Below are 21,941 nucleotides of genomic sequence, written 5' to 3' on the forward strand. Positions count from 1 at the left end.
CGGCCCAGCAACCTCGCGCGAGGTTGCTGGGCCGCCCTCAGGTAGCAGGCCAGACTGTGGAGGGGATTGACTCCTCGTGAGGTCTGCGGCTGCGGGCCTGGCCGTCGCCGGCTGTCGGGGCTCGGCGATCCGACTCCTGCGCGTCGGTGCCGTCGTCGACGATGGATCCTTGAACGGTCTGGTACGACTCCTGGCCGGGCGCGGAGTCCTGATCGGCCGCCTCGGCGTCGGACTTCGCATGATCCGGGGACATGCCCAACGCCAATGCCTGCTTCCGCTGTTCCTTGGCGATCTCTCGCTCGCGTTCGAGGTGGAGATTGCCGAAATCATGGGCCGTGCGCGGCGGTTTGATGCCATCGATGAGGAAGACGAGAGCCAGCGACACCAGTCCCCACAGGCCGAGGACCTGCAGATGTTCGGTCACGACATCGCCGTCGAAATACAGGATCGAGCGGATGGTCTCGACCGAGGCGGCCATCGGCAGAAAATCGTGCAATGTGGCGAAGAACTTCGGCACCATATACTGCGAGAGGGCTCCGTTCGACGACGGCACGCCGGCGAACATGAGCGTGCCGATGACCGGGATGATCGCGAACATGCCCAAGAGCCTTTCGAAGACCATGGCGAACATGGAGATGCAGGCGATGGCGATGATGCCGGCGCCCCACAGCGCCGCGAAATGCCCGTCGACGGCTCCTGTGATCGGACCGGCGATGGTCGCGACGACCAGCGACATAAACGGTGCGTAGACGACGATGATCGGCAGCATCCGCTTCAGCGGCCTGGTCCACGGGTTGGCGTTAGCGGCAACGATGACGACCATGAAGCCGGCGAGGATCCATCCCATCGCCACGTACATCACAACCACGCCGTTCTTGTCCCGATCGGGCAAGGGCTTCAGGTCGTCGACCGTGAGATCGGAGTCCTGCGCCTGAGCCACCTGTTCGAAGACCTGTACGGCCACACGGTAGGAAGCGTTGTTGCCGGCCTGGTTGGCCAAGAGCTCGAAATCCGGATTCTTCTCGCTGGGTAGGACGAGCGCGGCGACCTCATCGCGGTTCTCCACGAGCCGACGGGCTTCGCCCTTGTCATCGAGCGCGGTGAACTCGAACTTTCCGTCCATCTGCTCATCGAGCTGCTTGATCGTGTCTTCGGCCTGTTCGACCGAGGACCCGACGACCGCGACCGGCATGTCCTTCGGCGTCGGCGAATGCATCGCTCCGAGCATGAACGTGATCATCATGGTCACCATCGCCAGCGGGAAGAGGGTCAGCGAGATGTAGCGCATGAGCTTCGTATCCGGCCTCCGGCCGCCGTGGATCGCTGCCACATTGACATCCAGCGGCACAGGGTGTTCATTGCGCTTGGCGTAGAAGTGGTCGTAGACCTTCGTCAGCAGCAGACCGGCCACCGCGCCGAGGGCGAGGACGAACAGGTGTCCGGTGACTCCGTTGCCGTCGAAGTAGAGCACGGAGCGCAGGGACTCGCCGATCGCCGGCATCGGCAGGAACTCGTGGGTGAAGCGGAAGAACTTCGGCATGCTGTACACCGGCATCGCCATATTCGACGACGGCATGCCGAGGACCATGAGGTAGAGGATCCCGAGAATCACACCCAGTGCCCCGACGAGGCGGGTGATGAAGAGCTGGACGGAGGAGATGGCGAAAACGCCCAGCCAGGCGATGCCGAGGACGGCCGCCGTGTCCTTGACATCGACGACATCGAGGATCGGGCAGGCCACGGTCCACACGAGGCCGGCGATGGCAGCCGACCACCCGGCGAGGATCGGCACGATGCGTTTGAACTTCAGCAGTTCAGGCGAATTCGACCGCAGAACGCTGAAGGGCATGTAGCCGGCCATGACGATGGAAGTCATGAGGAACATCGCCGCCATCCCGGACGGATCGTTGTCCGGCAACGGGACGATGTCGTCGGTGTTGACCGTGAAACCGTCTTCAGCGAGCGCGGGACGCACGAGCTGCTCGACGGTGGTCGACTGTTGGATCCCGGCTCCGCTGGCGGTGACGATCGTCGCGGTATCGCCCTTGACGATGATCGCCGCCGAGGCCTCCCTGTCATAGACGTCCTGGCGGGCGTCGTAGACATCATCGGTCGTCTCGATTTCGAAGGCGTCGGGTTCGGCGCCGTTGATCGCAAATGCCACATCATCGGCCTTGGCCGATGACCCCGCCACCACGATGGGCATGTCGTTGGCTTCGGGGGAGTGCATCGTCCCCAGGTAGCTCGTGATCATCATGCCCACGAAGATGAGCGGCATGAGGAAGATCGCAACGGTGCGGCCGATGAATTCGGCCTTCGCGCGTTTGGCCGCTGCTTGGTCCTCGGTGGTCGCAGTCGAGCCGGCCTCGGAGTCGGAAGCCGGGTGCGATGTCGGGTGCTCGGACTCGAGGGCCTCTTTTCTCGTTCGCGGTTGGCTATCGGACATTGTCGTCCCCTTCAAGGATCGGAAATCGTGTGATCCTCGTCGACCACGGTGAACTTCGCCAGTTTAAGACACGTGACTTAAAACTGTGAAATCGAGAACTTGTGATTTCGAGAGCGAATGGAAAGATGAGGGAATGACCATCCAGAGTGACCGGGCGCGGGATGCCCTGCTCGACGCCGCCGAAGAGCTGTTCGCGCGCAATGGGATCGATGCGGTATCGAACAGGCGCATCGTCGAACACGCGGGGGCTGCGAATCACTCGGCGATCGCTTACCATTTCGGCGGCCGCGAGGGGCTGCTGCGCGCACTCGTCGAGCGCCACCATGACGAAATGGCTCGGCGCAGGCGTGAGCTGACGGAGCAGCTGGGCGAGACGCCGAACATCCACGAGCTCGTCACGACTCGTCTGCGCCCGCTCATCGAGCTGCTCGACAGTCTTCCGAAGCCGAGCTGGCGGGCGCAGTTCATGTCTCAGATCTCGGCTGTCCCCTCCGCCGTCGAGGTGGCCAAAGAGGTGATCGGGGACGCGGACCTGCCCGATGACCTGCGATTCATCAACGGAGCGGTCGACGGGATCCCCGAAGGGGTTCTGCGCGGTCGCGCCTATCTGCTGGGGAGCATGGTCGTCGGCGTCTGCGCCGACCAGGAGGCGAAGATGAATGAAGACGCCAATAAGGGCAGCTGGGAACAGGTCGGCCGCTTCCTCATCGATGCGGCGGCGGGAATGCTCGGGGCACCGGTGACCGACCCGGACGGTGCCGTGCGCTACCCGAGCGTTCCCCTGCTCTGATCAGCTGACAGCCCCGCCCGAATCTCCTGTTATTACTACCTGACGGCGGCCCAGCAACCTCGCGCGAGGTTGCTGGGCCGCCGTCAGGTAGCAATAGGGGTGTTTTGGTCAGTTGCAGCCGTCGGGGCCGCAGACCGCGCCGTCGGCGAAGTCCTCGGCCGCGTCCTTGCCTGCTGACTGCGGAGTCCCGGCGAGCACCGTGAGCTTCTGTCCCTCGTCCCAGGCCGTCTCGAGTGCCTGAGAGAAGACCTCCGCCGGTTGGGCTCCGGAGAGCCCGTACTTGCGGTCGATGACGAAGAACGGGACTCCATTGGCGCCGAGCGAGCGGGCCTCACTGATGTCGGCCCGTACGTCATCCGAGAATTCATCGGTTGCGAGGATCCGGCGGACCTCGTCGGGATCGAGGCCGATCTCACGTCCCACCTCGGCGAGGTAGTCGACGTCACCGATGTCGCGACCCTTCTCGAAGTGGCCCGAGAGCAGCCTCTCCTTGGCCTCGGACATGAGTCCGTGGGTCTTGGCGAAGTGGAGGAAGCGGTGGGCGGTGAAGCTGTTGGCCACGACGATCGAGTCGAAGTCGTAGTTCAGGCCGACTCCGGCGGCCTGCTGTGTGACATGGTCGAACATCTGTCGCACCTGAGCGGCGGGCATGCCCTTCATCTGACTGAGGTATTCGGTTTCGGTGCCGTCGAAGTGATCGGGCAGGCTCGGGTCGAGCTGGAAGCTGCGCCATTGGACGTCGACGTCATCCTTGTGAGCGAAGCCGTCGAGGGCATCCTCGAAGCGACGTTTTCCGATATAGCACCAGGGGCAGGCGATGTCCGACCAGATCTCAATCTTCATATCATTGCCAACCGTGTCCATCTCATGGTTATTCCGCAGGTCCGGCTCAGAACAGAGCCTGCTGCGATGGGGCGGTGAGCTGCTGCGTCGGAGCCGCTGGCACGCCCACCGTCTGCCGGTTTCGGCTCGACTCTGGGCGACCGCGCATCCGCGAGGTCGCAGGGTAGTCGTCATCGCTGCGTCCGCGCAGCCCATATCGGTCGATGAGGGGGTTGATGCGCTCACTGAGCCAGCGCCGATAGTCTTTCGAGGCATAGGATGAGCCGGCGTACATCCTGCGATAGCGGGGGAGCAGCTCGGGGCGGTTGTGTTCGAGCCATTCGAAGAACCATTCGCGGGCGCCGGGACGCAGGTGCAGTGCGCCGTAGACGACTCGCGCGGCTCCGGCGTCCCTGATCGCCCGAAGAGCGGATTCGAGGTGGTCACGGGAGTCGGTGAGCTTCGGCATGATCGGCATCATGAACACGGTGACATCGAACCCGAGTTCGGCGGCCGCGCGCACGGTGGCCAGCCTGGCCTTCGTCGTCGGCGTGCCGGGTTCGAGGCTCTGCTGCAGAGCGTCGTCGTGAACGGCGATCGACGTGCTGATCTCAACAGGAGCGTCTTCGGCGACGCGGGCCAGCAGAGGCAGATCTCGTCGCAGCAGCGTGCCCTTGGTCAGAATCGACATCGGAGTCGACTGTTCGGCCAGTGCGGTGATGATCCCCGGCATGAGGGAGTAGCGGCCTTCGGCGCGCTGATAGGGGTCGGTGTTCGTGCCGAGCGCGACATGGTCTCGCGCCCAACTCGGGCGTGCCAGTTCGGCGGCGAGGACATCGGCGATATTGATCTTGACGACGACCTGGCGATCGAAGTCGGTCCCGGAATCGAGATCGAGGTATCGGTGAGTGTTCCTGGCGAAGCAGTACACGCAGGCGTGTGAGCAGCCGCGGTAGGGGTTGACGGTCCAGGAGAAGGGCATCGAGCTGGACTGGGGAACCCTGTTCAGCGCCGACTTCGCCAGCACCTCGTGGAAGGTGATTCCTGAGAATTCCGGCGTCTGCACCGACCGGACCAGTCCCTTCGTCCCGAAGAGGACAGGTGTGCCGGGGTCGGTGCTGCCGCTCGCTTCGTTCCACCGCATGACAGCATTCGAACACGAGTTCGAATGCGAGTCAAGCGTGGGGCATTGCGTTCAGACGGGGTCAGGAAACGCGCAGTCCCTTGAACTCGCTGCGGTGGAAGACCAGGGCCTCGGGTCCGTCGTCATTGCGAGTGCCGAGGATCTCGAGCAGGGCCACGGTGTGGTCGCCGGCCGCGACCTCATCGTAGAGCCGGGTCCAGAGGAACGCTGAGCTGCCGGGGATCGTCAGTGCGCCTCCGGCAGTGATCTCAGGGCTGACGCCGGTGAATCGTCGACTGCGGTCCTTGGCTGCCAACTGCCTGGCCAGGTGCTCCTGGTCAGTGCCCAGCAGTGAGATCCCCAGCTCGGGGGCTCGCCGCAGGGTGGGCCAAGTGGTCGATGTGTTCTGGACGGCGACGCTGACCAATGGTGGGTCGAGGGAAACGCCGACGGTGAGGGTGGAGGCGACGAGGCCCAGTGGCGCCGCATCGATTTCGGCGCCGATGAAGGCGACCCCCTGGGGGAAATGGGAGAAGGTCTCGCGGAGAGCCTCAGGTGTTGCGGGGGTCACCGGGGCCGGTGACTGTGCGGTGCGGTCTGCCAAGAGTGTCATTCCTTCACCTCTGCGTTCGTGTGGTCGTCGGTGTCTCAGATGCCAGTTGATGCGATGACGCTCACCGATCCGTTGAGCAATCCAAGAGTGTGGGTTCGTCTGTCGGGGTCGTTGAGGTCGATCATTGCAAAGCGGAGGCGCCGATGTCGTGGCCGAGGTCATATGAAGACGACTTATGACCGCATATGACGCTGAGAGTCGGGGCGTGACGGAAGCGTGCGGCCGGTGACGGGGTTCGGGCATAGATTGCTCAGCGAATCATGCGCTCGTCAGGCAGCGAGCCGCCCGAACCCCGCCGCAGAGGAGAACCCTATGACGCAGACGCCGGTCACCGCACCGAGCACCCAGGACCCGCCGCAGCGGCTCCTGTCCGGAAAGAAGCGGGTGCTGGCCTCGGCCTTCGCCGGGACGACGATCGAATGGTACGACTTCTACCTCTACGGCACCGCCGCGGCCCTGATCTTCAACGTCCAGTTCTTCCCCTCCGACAGTGAGCTCGGCAGCCGACTCGCGTCCTTCGCTACTCTCGCCGTCGGATTCTTCGCTCGGCCCTTGGGCGGAATCGTCGCCGGCCACCTCGGCGACCGTGTCGGTCGCAAGGCTCTGCTCGTCGTCTCCCTTCTGTCCATGGGGACGGCGTCGACGCTCATCGGCCTGGTCCCGAACTTCGACGCCATCGGCTGGTGGGCCGCTGTCTCCCTCGTCGTTCTGCGTATCGTCCAAGGCCTGTCGGCAGGTGCCGAATGGGGCGGATCGGCTCTGCTGTCCGTCGAACATGCACCCGCCCGCAAACGCGGTCTCTTCGGATCCTTCACCCAGATCGGATCTGCGGCGGGAATGCTGTTGGCCACCAGCTCCTTCTTCCTCGTCCAGAACCTGATGAGTGATGAAGCGTTCGAGGCCTTCGGCTGGCGCATCCCCTTCCTCGCCTCCGCGCTGCTCGTGGCACTGGGACTGTGGATCCGCCTCGGCGTCTCCGATGCGCCTGAGTTCCAGGAACTCAAGGATTCCGGAAAGGTCGCCAAAGCACCGCTGCGGGAGGTGCTGACCGCTCATCCGCGGGTCCTGCTCGTCACCATCGGACTGCGCCTGGCACAGAACAGCGTCTTCTACCTCATCACCGTCTACATGCTCAGCTACCTGGCGGAGAATCGCGGCGATTCGACCTCGGGGGTCACAGCCGTCATGATCGCCTCGGCGGTCGGACTGGTGACCGGACCGGCTTGGGGGTGGGCCTCGGACCGGATCGGTCGCAAGCCCGTGACGATCTTCGGACTCATCGGCATCGCAGTATTCGGCTGGTTCTTCTTCGCCTTCCTCGACGCAGGTCCGCTGGGACTGTTGCCCCTGGTCGTCATCCTCGGCATGAATCTCGCCCACGATGCCGTCTATGGTCCCCAGGCGGCTTGGTTCGCCGAACAGTTCCCCATCGAGGTCCGCTACTCGGGTGTGAACATGGGCTACCAGCTGGGCACCGTCATCGGCGGCGGAATCATGCCGATGGTCGCGGCCCTGCTCTACGTCGCCGGCGGCCACTCGCCGTGGCTCATCTGCGGCTACCTCACCCTGCTGTGCGTCCTCTCGCTCATCGCCGCCATCGGCGCCAAAGATCCTGCCCGAGCGCTCGCGCGCACCGCGGCCTGAACACACCCGCCGATACGTCGGCCCGCACCCATCGCACCACCATGATTAGGAGACTCCTATGACGAAACCGATTCTGCTCAACGCCTTCGACATGATGACCCCGGTCCACCAGTCACCCGGACTGTGGCGCCACCCGGAATCGAGAGTCGACGAATTCACCCAACTGTCCTTCTGGACGGACCTGGCCAAGACCCTCGAGGACGGCGGATTCTCCTCCCTCTTCCTCGCCGACATCCTCGGCGTCTATGACGTGTACGGCGGCAACGCGGATGTCACGAACCGTGGGGGAGTGCAGTTCCCACTGCTCGACCCCCTCGTCGCCGTCCCCGCCATGGCCGCAGCCACGACGACGCTGGGATTCGGTGTGACCGCCTCGGTGACCTATGAGAAGCCCTACCTGCTCGCCCGCACCCTGACCACCCTCGATCACTTCACGAACGGACGTGTGGCCTGGAACATCGTCACCAGCTATGTCGACTCCGCTGCCCGCAACCTCGGGCTCAAGGGCCAGATCCCGCACGATGAGCGCTACGATCGGGCCGATGAGTTCATGGAGGTCATGTACAAGCTGTTCGAGGGCTCGATCACTCCGGACGCACTCAAAGCCGATGCCGACGCCAACGTCTTCGTCGACCCGAACGAGGTCCACGACATCGGCCACGACGGCAAGTTCTTCACCGTCCCCGGTCAGGCGCTCGCCGTCCCCGGACCGCAGGGCACCCCGCTGCTCTTCCAGGCCGGCGCATCCAAACGCGGCCAGGAATTCGCGCTCGACCACGCCGAGGCGATCTTCTTCTCCGGACCGACCCCGGAGATCCTGCGCAGCTGGGTCGACAAGGTCCGTGACGGACTCGAAGAGCGCGGACGCGCCCGTGACGCGGTGAAGATCTTCGCTCTGGCCACCGTCATCGTCGACGACACTGACGAAGCCGCCGAGGCTCGCCTGGCCGACTATCGCCGCTACGTCGACACCGAATCCGCGCTGTCCCTGTTCGGCGGATGGACCGGAGTCGACCTCTCGGGAGCTGACCCCGAAGACACCCTCGAATACGTCTCGACCGAAGCCAACCAATCCGCGCTCGCCTCCTTCACCACCATGGCCGGAGACAAACCCTGGACGATTCGGGACCTCGCGGAGTTCGTCGCCCTCGGCGGACGCGGACCGGTCATCACCGGATCGCCGGAGACGATCGTCGACGAGTTCGAACGGTGGATGACCGAAGCCGATATCGACGGATTCAACATCGCCGCGGCCGTGCGCCCGGCCGATGCCGAACGCTTCACGAAGTACGTCTCGCCCGAACTGCGCCGCCGCGGACTCCTGCCCGAACCGACCGCAGGTGCTACGGTGCGCGAGCAGCTCACCGGGGCCGGCCCCCGCCTGGCCGAGGACCACACGGGTGCCCGGTTCCGCCTCGGCGAGGGTGCCCGCGTCTGATCACACGGGGTCCGACGAATCGGGGAACGGCCGTGGGGCATAATGGTCTGCGGCCGTTTTCCGATCCGTGAACCGAACTGAGACCGCGAATGAGTGCATCGACTCCGCTGACCACCACTGATGATTCGGGCGATCGCGGATACCGGCGCAGAGCTCTCGTCGCCGCGGCTGTCGGCTACGGACTCGACGGCTTCGACCTCCTCATTCTCAGCTTCGCCCTATCGGGCATCATCGCCTCATTCGGGCTCAGCGACATCGCAGCCGGGTCCCTGTCGACGATCACTCTGCTCGGCGCAGTGGTCGGCGGAATCGTCTTCGGTGCCCTCGCCGACCGTCACGGCCGGGTACGGGTGCTCACCTGGACGGTCCTCATCTTCGCGGTGTTCACCGGACTGTCGGCGCTGGCACAGGGGTATTGGGATCTCGCGGCCTACCGGTTCATCGCCGGAATCGGAATCGGCGGTGAGTTCGGCATCGGCATGGCCCTGGCCGCCGAGGCGGTGCGTGCCGACCAGCGAGCGCGGGCCACATCATGGGTGGGGGTGGGGTTCCAACTCGGCGTATTCGCCGCAGCCGTCGTCTCGGCTCCCGTCATCGCCCTGTGGGGTTGGCGGGCACTGTTCGTCTTCGGACTCGTTCCCGCAGTCTTCGCCTTCGTCATCCGTCGCGGAGTCGAGGAGCCGGAGACCTTCGTCCGGGCCCGGGAACACGAGGAGACGGAGGCCGAAGTCGCCCGTGGGAACCTCGACACGAACGGAGTGCCGACCTCCTTCGGTGCGAAGATCGCCGCGCTGTTCAAGGATCGGGACACGGTGAAGATCACCCTGGCCCTGACGATTCTCACCACCGTGCAGAACTTCGGCTACTTCGGCATCATCACCTGGCTGCCGAACTACCTGTCCGAGCAGATGGATCTGGGAGTCACCAAGGGTTCGCTGTGGACAGCGGTGACGGTCATGGGAATGCTCGCCGGGATCCTCATCTTCGGCCAGGTCGCCGACCGCCTCGGTCGACGTCCCGCCTTCTGGATCTTCCAGGCCGGAGCCATCGTCACCATCCTCGCCTACAGCCAGTTCACCGATCCGAGCGCTCTGCTGGCCGGCGGATTCTTCATGGGCGCCTTCGCCAACGGAATGCTGGGAGGCCATGGGGCGCTGCTTGCCGAGCTCTATCCCACGGCGATCAGGGCGACGGCGCAGAATGTCATCTTCAACATCGGCCGTGCCATCGGGGGACTGGCACCGGTCGTCATCGCCCTTCTCGCAGGGCATCTCGGCTTCGGCTTCGCTCTGGCGCTGCTGCCGATCATCTACCTCATCCAATTCCTCGCTATGTTCCTCATTCCGGAGCGCCGCGGCCACCGCCTCGACTGAGCTGTGAGTCCGGGTGCAGCGTTCCTGGGTGCGCTGTGCCTGCACCGGCGTTCGTGACGAACTGTGACGGCAGGTGACAGCGCATGGCCGCCGCGACACCATACTTGTCGACTGTGACTTCGACAGATCCCGCCGCGAACTCGGCACAGACACCCTCCGCGGCCGCTCAGAACAGGCAGGCCGGAACGCAGACTCCGCGCATCGTCTCCTCGGCGGCCGATATCCATTCGATCCTCGCTGAATTCGGCTCTCAGGGGACGAAAACGACGGCGGTGATCATCCTCGCGCTCGGCGGGATCTTCATGGACGCCTATGACTTCTCCTCCCTGGCCTTCGGCATCACCGCCATTCAGGAGCAGTTCGGTCTCAACGGTTTCATGACCGGACTCGTCAACGCCTCGATCATGGTCGGTGCCGTCATCGGCGCCCTCTTCGGCGGATACCTCGTCGACCGGTTCGGGCGGTACCGACTCTTCATGGCCGATATGGTCTTCTTCGTCGTCGCAGCCATCGGCTGCGCGGTGGCACCGAACGAATGGGTCCTCATCGCCTTCCGCTTCGTCATGGGCATCGGCGTCGGTCTCGACCTGCCGGTGGCGATGGCCTTCCTCGCCGAATTCTCCAAGCTCAAAGGCAAAGGGAACCGCTCGCAGCGGGTCAACGCCTGGTCGCCGGCCTGGTACTTCGCCACCGGTATGGGCTACGTCATCGTGCTCATCATCTTCATCACCCTGCCCTACGACCAACATGCCATTCTGTGGCGCATCGTCGTCGGCTTCGGTGCCGTGCCCGCGCTCATCGTCCTCCTCGTTCGTCGCCGCTACCTTGCCGAATCACCCGAATGGCTGGCCAACCAGGGCGATCTGCGCGGCGCCGTCGAAGTCATGCGCAGCCATCACAACCTCAATGTCGAACTCGCTCCCGAGGGGGAACGCGAGACCGCGAACGCCTCGGACAGTTCGGCCAAGGGCGGACGGTGGGCCGGGTTCGCCGAACTCTTCTCCCCGCGCTACCGGGTCCGTACGATCGTCGCTCTCTGCGTCTCCGTGTTCTCGACGTTCGGCTACAACGCCGTCGCCTACGGCACCCCGCTCATCATCACCACGCTCTTCCACCAGACTCCGCTGATCACGATCATCGCCTCACTGGTCATCAATCTGGGCTTCGGCACGCTCGGGGGACTCCTGGGCATGAGCATCGTCAACCGCTTCGGGACCCGGAGGATCACCCTGTTCGGATTCGTGATCCAAGCCCTGGCGCTGGGAACGCTGGCGATCGTGGGCATCCCGAACGGGGCTCTCGTCCTCGTCGCGGTGGCCATGCTCGCTGCGTTCGTCTTCGCTCAAGCCGGGGGACCGGGAGCGAACCTCATGAACTATGCGACCCTGTCGTATCCGACCCGTCTGCGCGGTATCGGCATCGGTTTCAACCAGTCGGTCCTGCGTGCCTTCTCGATCGTCTCACTCATCATGTTCCCGATCCTTGCGGCCTCGCTGGGCACCGGTGTGTTCTGGATCGTCGCCTGCGCACCGTTGGCGGGTGCGATCGCCGTCGGCATCGTCGCCTGGGATCCGACGGCCAAGGACGTCGAGCACGAAGACTGAGGCCCGCGACCGGCGGTGGCTGCCCAGAGCAGTGCACTTCAGATGGGACGTGCCCGAGCGGCCATGACCAGCGGGAACGGTCACATTGAGAATGAATGGTATGCCATCGAGTGAAATGCTCGTTCGGCCGTTCCCCGGCCGCGTCCCCGAGCGACCCGGATGCGGTTGCGAGTCGCATATGTAAGGCTGCAGCGAAATCGCCCGGCCTGACTCATTGCCAGTGGGGTGTGAGCTGGGTTACTCTGAATCGGTCAGATGAACGGTGTCACAGAGCTGTGTTTACTTTTTTGGTATCCCAGTTTGGGCGCTGACCGGATCCAAGGAGTGGACTGCATGAGGAAGACCGAATCGGCGGAGGCACCAGTGCCCACACGCCTGGGGCCCAGCCCCGAACAGTTGGCGGCTCATCGCATCAGTCCGCGCTTCTACAACGCCGATCTCGCCCCATCCCGCAAGGAGGGGCGCAGTTGGACGGCCTACAGCGTCTTCACCCTGTGGGCCAACGACGTGCACTCTCTGGGCAACTACGGCTTCGCACTCGGACTCTTCGCACTCGGCCTCGGGGCCTGGCAGATCCTCGTCGCCCTCCTCGTCGGTGCAGCCCTGCTGTTCTTCCTGCTCACCCTCTCCGGTTTCATGGGCTACAAGACAGGCGTGCCCTATCCCGTGATGAGCCGGATCTCCTTCGGCATCCACGGGGCCCAGCTGGCCGCCTCGGTGCGGGGCATCGTCGCCATCGCCTGGTTCGGCATCCAGACCTACCTGGCCTCGAGCGTCCTCAACGTCATGCTGCTGACGATGTTCCCCGGACTGCAGTCATGGGCCGATGCCGAATTCCTCGGACTCTCCGGGCTCGGCTGGTTCTCCTTCACCCTGCTGTGGGTCATCCAAGTCATCATCGTCAGCTACGGGATGGAGATGATCCGCCGCTACGAAGCCATCGCCGGACCGATCATCCTCGTGACCTTCCTCGCCCTGGCCGTCTGGATGCTCATCCGCGTCGACTTCTCCATCGCGTGGTCGACCGACGACGCGCTCAGCGGCTGGGAGATGTGGGCGCACATCTTCGGCGGAGGCGCATTGTGGGTGTCCATCTACGGCACCTTCGTGCTCAACTTCTCCGACTTCACGAGGGCCGCGAAGAAGCGCGGCGCGATCGTCGTCGGCAACTTCTGGGGCATCCCGGTGAACATGCTCGTCTTCGGGCTCGTCGTCATCTCGCTGGCCGGCGCACAGTACAAGATCGACGGCACCGTCATCACCTCACCGGCCGATATCGTCCAGTCGATCGGCAGCCCGGTCCTGCTCGTGCTGGCGTCCCTGTCGCTGCTCCTGCTCACCGTCGCAGTCAACCTCATGGCGAACTTCGTCGCCCCGACCTATGCGCTGACGAACCTGTTCCCGCGCCAGCTGAACTTCCGCAGCGCCGCCATCATCTCAGCCGTCATCGGCTTCGTCATCCTGCCCTGGAATCTGTATGACTCACCGGTGGTCATCGTCTACTTCCTCGGCGGACTCGGTGCCCTGCTCGGACCTCTGTTCGGTGTGATCATGGTCGACTACTGGGTGGTGCGCAGAACGAAGGTCAATGTGCCTCAGCTCTACACCGAAGCCGGCGACGGTGAGTACTTCTACCACCGCGGAGTCAACTGGCGAGCCATCGGAGCCTTCATCCCCGCCTCGGCGATCTCACTGGTCTTCGCACTCGTGCCCGCGTTCTCCGGCATCTCCGAGTTCTCCTGGTTCTCCGGGGCCGCGATCGCCGCGCTCATCTACTTCGTCATCGCCCGCCGCGACTTCACCTTCCGTGAGGTCGACGGTGAGGAGATCGCCGTCCCGACCCATCACTGATCGGAGCCGAATCGTGAGAATCCTCGTCGTCAACGTCAATACGACCGAGTCCATGACCGAGGGCATCGCCCGCGTGGCACGGCAGGCCGCCTCGGCGGGAACCGAGATCATCGGTCTGACCCCCGAATTCGGAGCCGAATCCTGCGAAGGCAACGTCGAAAGCCATCTCGCGGCGCTCGGCGTCATGGACGCCGTCCTGAAATATCCCGGCGAATTCGACGCCGTGATCCAGGCCGGGTACGGAGAGCACGGCCGCGAGGGCCTGCAGGAGCTGTTGGACGTGCCCGTCGTCGACATCACCGAGGCGGGGGCCGCCCTGGCGATGTTCCTCGGCCGCCGCTATTCCGTCGTCACCACGCTCGACCGGACCCTCCCGCTCATCGAGGACAGACTGCTGTTGGCCGGTCTCGACTCCCACTGCGTGTCCGTGCGGGCATCGGGAATGGCCGTGCTCGAGCTCGAGGAGAATCCGCAGGCTGCGATCGAAGCGATCACCGATCAGGCCGCCGAGGCGGTCGACCGTGACCGTGCCGAGGTCATCGTGCTCGGCTGCGGTGGGATGGCCGAGCTCGGGGCGACGATCACGGAGCGCTGTGCCGTGCCCGTCGTCGACGGGGTCGCTGCCGCCGTGCGCGTGGCCGAATCTCTCGTCGGTCTGGGGCTGAGCACGTCGAAGGTGCGCACCTATGCGCCTGCCCGTGAGAAGAAGCTCAGCGGCTGGCCGCTCGGTCAGTCGACGTCGGCCGGATCCGCTGCGGCAGGCTCTGCATCCTCCGCGGCAGGCACCGCGACGGACTCGGCCGCAGCAGGTTCGGCGGGATCGGCGGCGGCAGGGTCGGCCTGAGCTTTTTCGGGCCCGGTCTCGGCCAACCGCTTCGAATGCTTGTCGTGCTGCTCCTGACTCGTTCCCAGATGACGACCGGCCAGCGACCCGGCCAACGTCTGATCCCGGCGGGCGATGGCGTCGAAGAGCTCGGCATGCTCGGTGGCGACGACGGCAAGGTCATCATGCTGACTCAGCTGCCACCGCATCCGTGAATCCAGCAGGGCACCGATCTCGCCGAGGAGCTCATTGCCCGAGAGCTCGGTGACGATGGCGTGGAATTCCGCGGCACAGCGATGGGCACCGGCGACGTCCCCGGCATCGGCGAGTTCTCTGCCCTTGAGCATCGTGGCCTCCAGTCGGGCCAGGCCCTCGCGGGTATGGCGCTGAGCGGCGAGTTCGAACGAGAGGACGTCGAAGACCGTGCGCACCTCGTTGAGGTCGGCGATGTCGCTGGGGGAGAACTCCCTGACCGTCGACCAGGTGTTGGGCCGGTTCGTCACCAGCCCTTCCGAGGCGAGCTTCTTCAGCGCCTCGCGGATGGGCACCCGTGAGACGCCGAGCTCGGTGGCGAGGTTGCGTTCGACGAGCCGTGAACCCGGTCGACGGTGGCCTTCGATGATCTCATTGCGCAGCGCCTCGGTGACCCGCATGGTCTCCGACTGGGGACTCTCGGCAGACTTCATCCGGTCCCTCACCTCACTGTGAGCGCTTCATGGCACGGCCCAGAGTATCGAGCCCGACCGAGCCGAGACCCAGCGCCCGGGTGTGGAAGTCCTTGAGATCGAAATCGGCACCCGCCGCAGCCTTCGCCTCGTCACGGTACTGCTCCCACAGTCGCTGACCGATCTTGTAGCTCGGTGCCTGCCCGGGCCAGCCGAGGTAGCGGTCGAGCTCGAAGGCCAGGAACGACCGGTCCATGGCCACATTGTCGGTGAGGAACTGCCACGCCTTCTCCCGGTTCCAGATCCCGCCGCCGAGGCTCTCAGGTGCCTCGAGGCCGAGGTGGAAGCCGATGTCGAGGACGACACGGGCGGCACGCAGCCGCTGCGAATCGAGCATGCCGAGATAGTCGCCGGGATCGTCGAGGAACCCGAGATCGGCCATGAGCTTCTCCGCGTACAGCGCCCACCCCTCACCGTGGCCGGATACCCAGCACATGAGGCGGCGCCAGCGGTTGAGGGTGTCGGAGACATAGGTGGCCTGACCGACTTGGAGATGGTGGCCGGGCACACCCTCGTGGTAGACGGTGGTCTTCTCCTGCCAGGTGGCGAAGTCCGTGACGCCTTCGGGCACCGACCACCACATGCGGCCGGGTCGGGAGAAATCGTCGGTCGGGCCGGTGTAGTAGATTCCGCCGGTGGCCGAAGGCGCGATCATGCATTCGATCGTGCGCACGGGTTCGGGAATGTCGAAATGGGACTTGCCGAGTTCGCGGATCGCCTCATCGGCCACACCCTGCATCCAGTTCCGCAGCGCTTCGGTGCCGTGCAGGGTCCGCTGCGGGTCGTTGTTGAGAGCGTCCATGACCTCGAACAGGTCGGCGCCGGGCATGATCTTTTCTGCCACTTCGCGTTGCTCGGCATCGATGCGTTCGAGTTCTTCGAGACCCCAGGCATAGGTTTCATCGAAGTCGACCTCGGCACCGAGGAAGTCCCGGGAATACAGCGCGTATGCTTCGCGACCGCACGCTTCGTCGTCACCGGCGGCGGGCAGCACCTGTTCGCCGAGGAATTCGGCCAGGTCCGAGGCGGACTTGCGGGCCGCCTCGGCGTGGGTGTCGAGATCCGAACGCAGAGCGTCGGGAACATCGGCACCGGCGACGAGACGATCGAAGTTGCTGCCGGGCTCGGCCAGGGCGCGAGCCTGTTCGATGACCTTCTCGACCTGGATACGGGCGGCGACGCGACCGTTGTCACGCGCCATCGCCAGGGACTCCTGGTATCCGGCCAGCGAGCCGGGCACGGCAGCCAGGGTGGTCGAGACCGTCTCCCAATCGGCCACGGTCTCCGTGGGCATGAGGTCGAAGGCGTCGCGGACCTGCTGCAGCGGCGATTCGATGACATTGAGGCTGGCGTGCTTGATCCCGGCGGCGAAGTAGTCCCGGTCGACGCCGAGGCGATCACGCATCGCATCGATGGTCACGAGGTCGACATCGTCGAGGTCGGAGGAGTCCGCGACATCATCGAGGCGAGCCAGCGTCCGGACGGTGACGTCATTGAGCGCGGAGAGTCCGGCCGGCGAGAAGTCGTCGAAGCCCTGTGCACCGTCGAGTCCGAGGTAGAGGGCGAGAGAGGGGGAGAGGGCGAGCATGTCATCGACGTAGTCTTCAGCGACCGCATCGACGGCGGAGGAGGTTCTCTTCACAGTCATGATGACCACCCTATCGCGAGCTGGGTCACATCCGCGGTGGACCGGACCACGCAATCGTCGCGAACCCGCTAATGTGTCACTGTTCCCCGCAGGCAGCAGAAAGTGAGACCGATCTCCAGTGGCACGAGCGAAGCTGTGGACGAAGGACTTCATCGTCGGAATCGGGCTCAACCTCTCGATGTCGATGGTCTTCTACCTGCTCATGACGTCGATGGCCGGGTACGCGGTGGCGCGGTTCTCCGCCGGCGAGGCCGCAGCCGGCTTCGCATCCTCATCGTTCGTCGTCGGTGCCGTGGTCGCTCGCGTGCTCACCGGGAAGTATCTCGACTTCATCGGCAGGCGCAAACTGCTCATCATCACCATGGCGGTCTCCGTGCTCGCCTCCCTGGCCTATATCTTCGCCGGCGACCTCACTCTGCTCCTTACGCTGCGCATCGTCCACGGAATCGCCTTCGGTGCCGGGAACACGGCGATCATGACGGCCATCCAGAGCATCATCCCGGCCTCCCGCCGGGGAGAGGGCACAGGATACTTCGGCACGGCGACGACCCTGTCGACGGCGCTCGGACCGTACCTCGGCGTCATTCTGCCCCGCGAGTTCGACTTCGTCATGCTCTTCGTCGCCTCGGCGTTCATGTCCGTCCTCGCCCTCATCTGCTGTTTCCTCATCCGGCTGCCCCTGCAGGAGATCAGCGACTATCAGCGGCGCACGAAATGGCATCTCAAACTCGGCACCCTCGTCGATCGGGACGGGCTGCGGATCGGCTCGGTCATGCTTCTGGCCGGCATCGCCTACGCGGCGGCGCTGGTGTTCCTCGCCGGCTATGCGGCCGAACACGGCGTCGCCTCCGCCGCGTCCCTGTTCTTCGTCGCCTTCGCCGTGGCCTCCCTGTTCGCCCGTCTGTTCGTGGGTCGGCTGCAGGACACCTTCGGCGACAATGCGGTGATCTTCCCCGTCTTCATCGCCGATATCGCCGGCAATGTCCTGCTGGCGCTGTGGCCGACGATGACGGGGATCGTCCTCGCCGGAGTGCTCATCGGCCTCGGCTTCGGCTCCCTCATGCCGTGCATGCAGGCAATCACCGTCAAATCCGTGCCGATGAGCCGCGTTCCCGTGGCCACGGCGTCGTTCTTCCTCCTCCTCGACGCAGGGTCCGGCATCGGCCCGGTCGTCCTCGGATTCCTCTACCCGTTCACCGGCGGAAACGGAATGTTCTTGGTCTGTGCCGGGCTCGTCGTGGTCGCCATCGGCGTGTACGTGTGGGTGCACGGACGTCGCCGAGGCGGTCGCCCCGGCCGCGAATACCTCACCTGATCCCGCTAATTGCTACCTGACGGGGGCCCAGCAACCTCGCGCCAGGTTGCTGGGCCCCCGTCAGGTAGTAATTGGGGAGATAGGGTGGAGGGAACGACTGGAGGATGAGAATGAAGTTCGCGCTCGCTCAGATCAACACCACCACCGAGGTGGCCGACAACCTTGAGAAGGTCCGTTTCTATTCCCGCCGGGCCGCCGCGGCAGGCGCACGGTTCGTCGTCTTCCCCGAAGCGACGATGTCGGCGTTCGGATCCGGCCTGCGCACCATCGCCGAGGAGCACTCCGAGTCGTGGCGGGCCGCGCTGAGCGAGCTCGCCGCCGAGACCGGAATCACCGTCGTCGTCGGCGAATTCGCGGCCACGGATGACAAGGTCATCAACCTGCTCGCCGTCTATTCCCCTGACGGCCGGCGCAGCGACTATGCGAAGATCCACCTCTACGACGCCTTCGGATTCAAGGAGTCCGACAACGTCGAGGCGGGAGAGTCGCCGGTGCTCTTCACCATCGACGGCGAGGACATCGGCCTGGCCCTGTGCTACGACATCCGGTTCCCGAAGCTCTTCGCCGAACTCAGTCGGCGGGGCGCACGCCTGACCGTCGTCGCCGCCTCCTGGGGTGCGGGACCGCGCAAGGCCGAACAGTGGGAGATCCTCGCCCGCGCCCGTGCCCTGGACTCGAATATGTTCATCGCCGCCCTCGGCCAAGCCGATCCCGAAGTGACCGGCGTCCCGGTTCCGAAGAAGGGGCCGACCGGGGTCGGCCACAGTCTGGTCTCCGACCCCCTCGGGAAGGTGCTGAACTCACTCGACGGTGCCGAACGACTCGAGATCGTCGAGATCGACCTCAGCGCCGCCGATACCGCAGCGGAGACGGTTCCGGTGCTCACGAACGCGAAACTCGGGTACTGAGCTCGAGACGGGCGCTCAACGCATTTCCGGTGAAAATGCAGCGACTGCAATACTGTTCCCATGAGTTCTGGTTCAGAGGTCCAAGCGTCACCGCCGGTCGAGGGACTGCGCGAACGCAAGAAGCGTGAACGCGGGCAGGCTCTTCGCCGTGCCGCCATCGACCTGGCCCTGGAGAAGGGCTATCACAACGTCACCGTCGAAGACATCTGTGAGCGCTGCGGAGTCTCCCGACGAACCTTCTTCAACTATTACTCATCGAAGGACGAGGCGCTGCTCGGTCGCGCGGACACCGTCTTCGACGAAGAGGACCAACCGGCCATCGAGGAATTCGAAGCCGGGGGACCCCACGGGCGTCTCGTCGCCGACCTCGAACATCTGCTCGCATTCATCGTCGCCACTCGGATGGAGAAGCGCGACGATATGCACCAGTACCATCTCATGCTGAAAAAGGACCCGTCGCTGATACCGCTGCAGGTGTCGCGGATGGGCAACAACGAACGGCTCTTCCGGCAGATCATCCAACGCCGACTCGACGGGACCTCCTCGGCGCCGGTGGACGTCATGGGGGCTCACTCCGGTGACTATGCCGACGACGATATCGAAGTCTCCCCGCGAGCCGAAGCCGTCGCCGCCTTGGCGATGATGGCGCTCAAGGCGACGTTCACCCGGATGCGACGAGTCGACGGAGATCCGGGACCAGTGATCGACAGACTCTTCGACGAACTGCGTGCGCTCTTCCGCGAAGAAGCCGACTAGAGAAACAGCAGACGTGAGTCCGTCGAGGGCCGGGGCCGGCGGGGCCTCAGCGACCCAGGTGCTGGTCCCAGGTCTGGGGGAGGCGCTTGCGCACATTGCGGCGTGGAGCCCGGAAACCCGCCCGATCGCCCTTGCGGGTTTCGGACTCGGCCTCCGCGCTGGCCTGCTGGGCCGCATAGGCGATCGCCACCTGACGGATCGCCACGACCGCGGCCACAGCCGCCGCACTGGCCATCTCGTCGCTGATCGGTTCGCCGTCATCGGCGCGCACCTGTGAGCGTCCCTCCACGGAGGGCACCCGCAGCGCCCCGTCTGAGGCTGTGGCCGCGCCCTCCTCGGCGGCCGCGTCCTCGCCGGGGCCGGTCACCTCGGCGTCGACTTCGCCGGGCAGGTTCGCCTCGGCGTCGGTCTGCAGATCATCGCTCATAGGGGGATGTTACCGTGCTTGCGCGCGGGAGCGTCGACGTGCTTGTTCTTCAGCGCACGCAGGGAACGCACGATCCGGCTGCGGGTCTCGCTCGGCTTGATGACGGCGTCGATGTAGCCTTCCTCGGCGGCCAGGTACGGGTTGAGCAGCGCATCCTCGTAGTCCTGAATGAGTTCGGCACGCGCCGCTTCGACGTCCTCACCGGCCTCTTCGACGGCCTTGAGCTTACGGCGATAGACGATGTTCGCCGCGCCCTGGGCACCCATGACCGCGATCTGCGCGCTCGGCCAGGCGAGATTGATATCGGCACCGAGCTGCTTCGACCCCATCACGCAGTACGCGCCGCCGTAGGCCTTGCGGGTGATGAGGGTGACGAGCGGAACGGTGGCCTCGCCGTAGGCGTAGATGAGCTTGGCGCCGCGGCGGATGATGCCGCCGTACTCCTGGTCGGTGCCCGGCAGGAACCCGGGCACATCGACGAAGGTGAGGATCGGCAGGTTGAAGGCATCGCAGAGGCGCACGAAGCGTGCGGCCTTCTCCGAGGCGTCGATGTCGAGGGTGCCGGCCAGCTGCATGGGCTGGTTGGCGATGACGCCGACGCTCACACCTTCGACGCGGCCGAACCCGGTGACGACGTTCGGAGCGAAGAGCTCGGAGACCTGCAGGAAATCGCCGTCGTCGAGGATCGTGGTGACGACGTCGAGGATGTCGTAGGGCTGCGAAGGCGAATCCGGCATGAGCGTATCCAGCGCCTCGTCCTCGGGAGTCACCGACAGATCGGACTCGAACTCGTCGGCATCGGCCGGGTCGAGGTTGTTCTGCGGCAGGAACGAAAGCAGATCGCGCACATAGTTGAGCGCATCGTCCTCATCCGAGGCCAGGTAGTGCGCGTTTCCGGACACGGTGTTGTTCGTCCGTCCGCCGCCGAGCTCCTCATGGCCGACGGACTCTCCCGTGACGGTCTTGATGACGTCGGGGCCGGTGATGTACATGTGGCTGATCTGATCGACCATGATCGTGACGTCGGTCAGTGCGGGGGAGTACACGGCGCCGCCGGCCGAGGGACCCATGATGAGCGAGATCTGGGGGATCACTCCCGACGAGGCGACATTGAGGCGGAAGATCTCGGCGAACAGCGCAATCGATCCGACGCCCTCCTGGATCCGGGCGCCTCCCGAGTCGTTGATGCCGATGATCGGGCAGCCGAGCTTGAGAGCGAGCTTCTGCACCTTGACGATCTTGCGGCCGTTGGCTTCGGCGAGGGATCCGCCGAGGACGGTGAAGTCGTGAGCGAAGACCGCGACGGTCTTGCCTTCGATCGTGCCCAATCCGCAGACGACTCCGTCACCGTCGGGGCGGTTGTCCTGCATCCCGAACTGGTGATTGTGATGGCGGGCGAATTCGTCGATCTCTTGGAAGGAGTCGGCGTCGAGGAGAGCGTCGATGCGTTCACGGGCGGTCTGTTTGCCGCGCTTGTGCTGGTTGTCCACCGAGCGCTGATTGCCCGTGTGGGCTGCTTCTCGGCGCTGGGTGAATGCGTCGATGCGCTCGGCTGTGGTCCGTGGGGTATCCGTCATGTCTCCACAATAACGATGACGTGAGACTTCGTTGTGCACTCTCACCAAAAGAATCTAG

General features: G+C 64.9%; 18 protein-coding genes. 10 read left to right on the forward strand and 8 right to left on the reverse strand.

Annotation, left to right across the window (positions count from 1 at the left end; genetic code table 11):
* Positions 1–37: 37 nt before the first annotated feature.
* Positions 38–2,446: an ABC transporter permease gene (locus HK108_RS00690; protein ID WP_181270358.1), complete on the reverse strand. Its 2,409-nt coding sequence runs from the start codon at positions 2,444–2,446 to the stop codon at positions 38–40.
* 133 nt (positions 2,447–2,579) lie between these two features.
* Between HK108_RS00690 and HK108_RS00695 the strand changes: the two genes are divergently transcribed.
* The gene (locus HK108_RS00695) at positions 2,580–3,236 is read left to right on the forward strand and encodes a TetR/AcrR family transcriptional regulator (RefSeq protein ID WP_139469571.1); all 657 of its coding nucleotides are present in this window, start codon (positions 2,580–2,582) and stop codon (positions 3,234–3,236) included.
* 108 nt (positions 3,237–3,344) lie between these two features.
* Here the strand turns inward: HK108_RS00695 and HK108_RS00700 are convergent, their stop codons facing one another.
* The 3 genes from HK108_RS00700 to HK108_RS00710 all read right to left on the reverse strand — a co-directional run bounded on the left by HK108_RS00700 (position 3,345) and on the right by HK108_RS00710 (position 5,794).
* Complete coding sequence (locus HK108_RS00700; protein WP_181270359.1) at positions 3,345–4,079, reverse strand: DsbA family oxidoreductase; 735 nt, start codon at positions 4,077–4,079, stop codon at positions 3,345–3,347.
* A gap of 46 nt (positions 4,080–4,125) precedes the next feature.
* Positions 4,126–5,202, reverse strand: a complete 1,077-nt coding sequence (locus HK108_RS00705) for an Rv2578c family radical SAM protein (RefSeq protein WP_181270360.1) — start codon at positions 5,200–5,202, stop codon at positions 4,126–4,128.
* 61 nt (positions 5,203–5,263) lie between these two features.
* The gene (locus HK108_RS00710) at positions 5,264–5,794 is read right to left on the reverse strand and encodes a flavin reductase family protein (protein WP_181270361.1); all 531 of its coding nucleotides are present in this window, start codon (positions 5,792–5,794) and stop codon (positions 5,264–5,266) included.
* 312 nt (positions 5,795–6,106) lie between these two features.
* On the opposite strand from HK108_RS00710, the gene HK108_RS00715 reads away from it, so the two are divergent.
* From HK108_RS00715 to HK108_RS00740, 6 genes are all read left to right on the forward strand, one after another.
* Positions 6,107–7,438, forward strand: a complete 1,332-nt coding sequence (locus HK108_RS00715; protein WP_181270362.1) for an MFS transporter — start codon at positions 6,107–6,109, stop codon at positions 7,436–7,438.
* 58 nt (positions 7,439–7,496) lie between these two features.
* Positions 7,497–8,876, forward strand: coding sequence for an LLM class flavin-dependent oxidoreductase (locus HK108_RS00720; protein ID WP_139469566.1), 1,380 nt, complete (start codon positions 7,497–7,499; stop codon positions 8,874–8,876).
* An 89-nt stretch (positions 8,877–8,965) separates the two neighbouring features.
* Positions 8,966–10,249, forward strand: a complete 1,284-nt coding sequence (locus HK108_RS00725; RefSeq protein WP_181270363.1) for an MFS transporter — start codon at positions 8,966–8,968, stop codon at positions 10,247–10,249.
* A 113-nt stretch (positions 10,250–10,362) separates the two neighbouring features.
* On the forward strand, positions 10,363–11,853 hold the full coding sequence (locus HK108_RS00730) for an MFS transporter (protein WP_229663884.1): 1,491 nt from the start codon (positions 10,363–10,365) through the stop codon (positions 11,851–11,853).
* A gap of 333 nt (positions 11,854–12,186) precedes the next feature.
* Positions 12,187–13,704 (forward strand): NCS1 family nucleobase:cation symporter-1, encoded by a 1,518-nt coding sequence (locus HK108_RS00735; protein ID WP_181270365.1) that lies wholly within the window; start codon positions 12,187–12,189, stop codon positions 13,702–13,704.
* Between the two features lie 13 nt (positions 13,705–13,717).
* Positions 13,718–14,548 carry an aspartate/glutamate racemase family protein gene (locus HK108_RS00740; RefSeq protein ID WP_139469562.1) on the forward strand — a complete coding sequence of 277 codons (831 nt, stop codon included), beginning with the start codon at positions 13,718–13,720 and terminating at the stop codon, positions 14,546–14,548.
* Here the strand turns inward: HK108_RS00740 and HK108_RS00745 are convergent.
* Together HK108_RS00745 and HK108_RS00750 are read right to left on the reverse strand one after the other, a co-directional pair.
* On the reverse strand, positions 14,434–15,213 hold the full coding sequence (locus tag HK108_RS00745; protein WP_172168825.1) for a GntR family transcriptional regulator: 780 nt from the start codon (positions 15,211–15,213) through the stop codon (positions 14,434–14,436). The genes HK108_RS00740 and HK108_RS00745 overlap by 115 nt on opposite strands.
* Positions 15,214–15,226: 13 nt before the next feature.
* Positions 15,227–16,900, reverse strand: coding sequence for a DUF885 domain-containing protein (locus HK108_RS00750; RefSeq protein ID WP_181270366.1), 1,674 nt, complete (start codon positions 16,898–16,900; stop codon positions 15,227–15,229).
* A gap of 118 nt (positions 16,901–17,018) precedes the next feature.
* Here HK108_RS00750 and HK108_RS00755 point away from each other — a divergent pair, with 118 nt between their 5' ends.
* From HK108_RS00755 to HK108_RS00765, 3 genes are all read left to right on the forward strand, one after another.
* Positions 17,019–18,215 (forward strand): MFS transporter, encoded by a 1,197-nt coding sequence (locus HK108_RS00755; protein WP_139907453.1) that lies wholly within the window; start codon positions 17,019–17,021, stop codon positions 18,213–18,215.
* 110 nt (positions 18,216–18,325) lie between these two features.
* Positions 18,326–19,123: a nitrilase-related carbon-nitrogen hydrolase gene (locus HK108_RS00760; protein WP_181270367.1), complete on the forward strand. Its 798-nt coding sequence runs from the start codon at positions 18,326–18,328 to the stop codon at positions 19,121–19,123.
* A 60-nt stretch (positions 19,124–19,183) separates the two neighbouring features.
* Positions 19,184–19,879 (forward strand): TetR/AcrR family transcriptional regulator, encoded by a 696-nt coding sequence (locus HK108_RS00765; protein ID WP_181270368.1) that lies wholly within the window; start codon positions 19,184–19,186, stop codon positions 19,877–19,879.
* A gap of 46 nt (positions 19,880–19,925) precedes the next feature.
* Here the strand turns inward: HK108_RS00765 and HK108_RS00770 are convergent, their stop codons facing one another.
* Positions 19,926–20,306, reverse strand: a complete 381-nt coding sequence (locus tag HK108_RS00770; RefSeq protein WP_229663885.1) for a hypothetical protein — start codon at positions 20,304–20,306, stop codon at positions 19,926–19,928.
* Positions 20,303–21,883, reverse strand: coding sequence for an acyl-CoA carboxylase subunit beta (locus HK108_RS00775; RefSeq protein ID WP_139470250.1), 1,581 nt, complete (start codon positions 21,881–21,883; stop codon positions 20,303–20,305). The genes HK108_RS00770 and HK108_RS00775 overlap by 4 nt, the downstream gene beginning before the upstream one ends.
* Positions 21,884–21,941: the final 58 nt, after the last annotated feature.

Source organism: Brevibacterium sediminis (assembly GCF_013623905.1).
GTDB classification, from domain to species: domain Bacteria; phylum Actinomycetota; class Actinomycetes; order Actinomycetales; family Brevibacteriaceae; genus Brevibacterium; species Brevibacterium sediminis.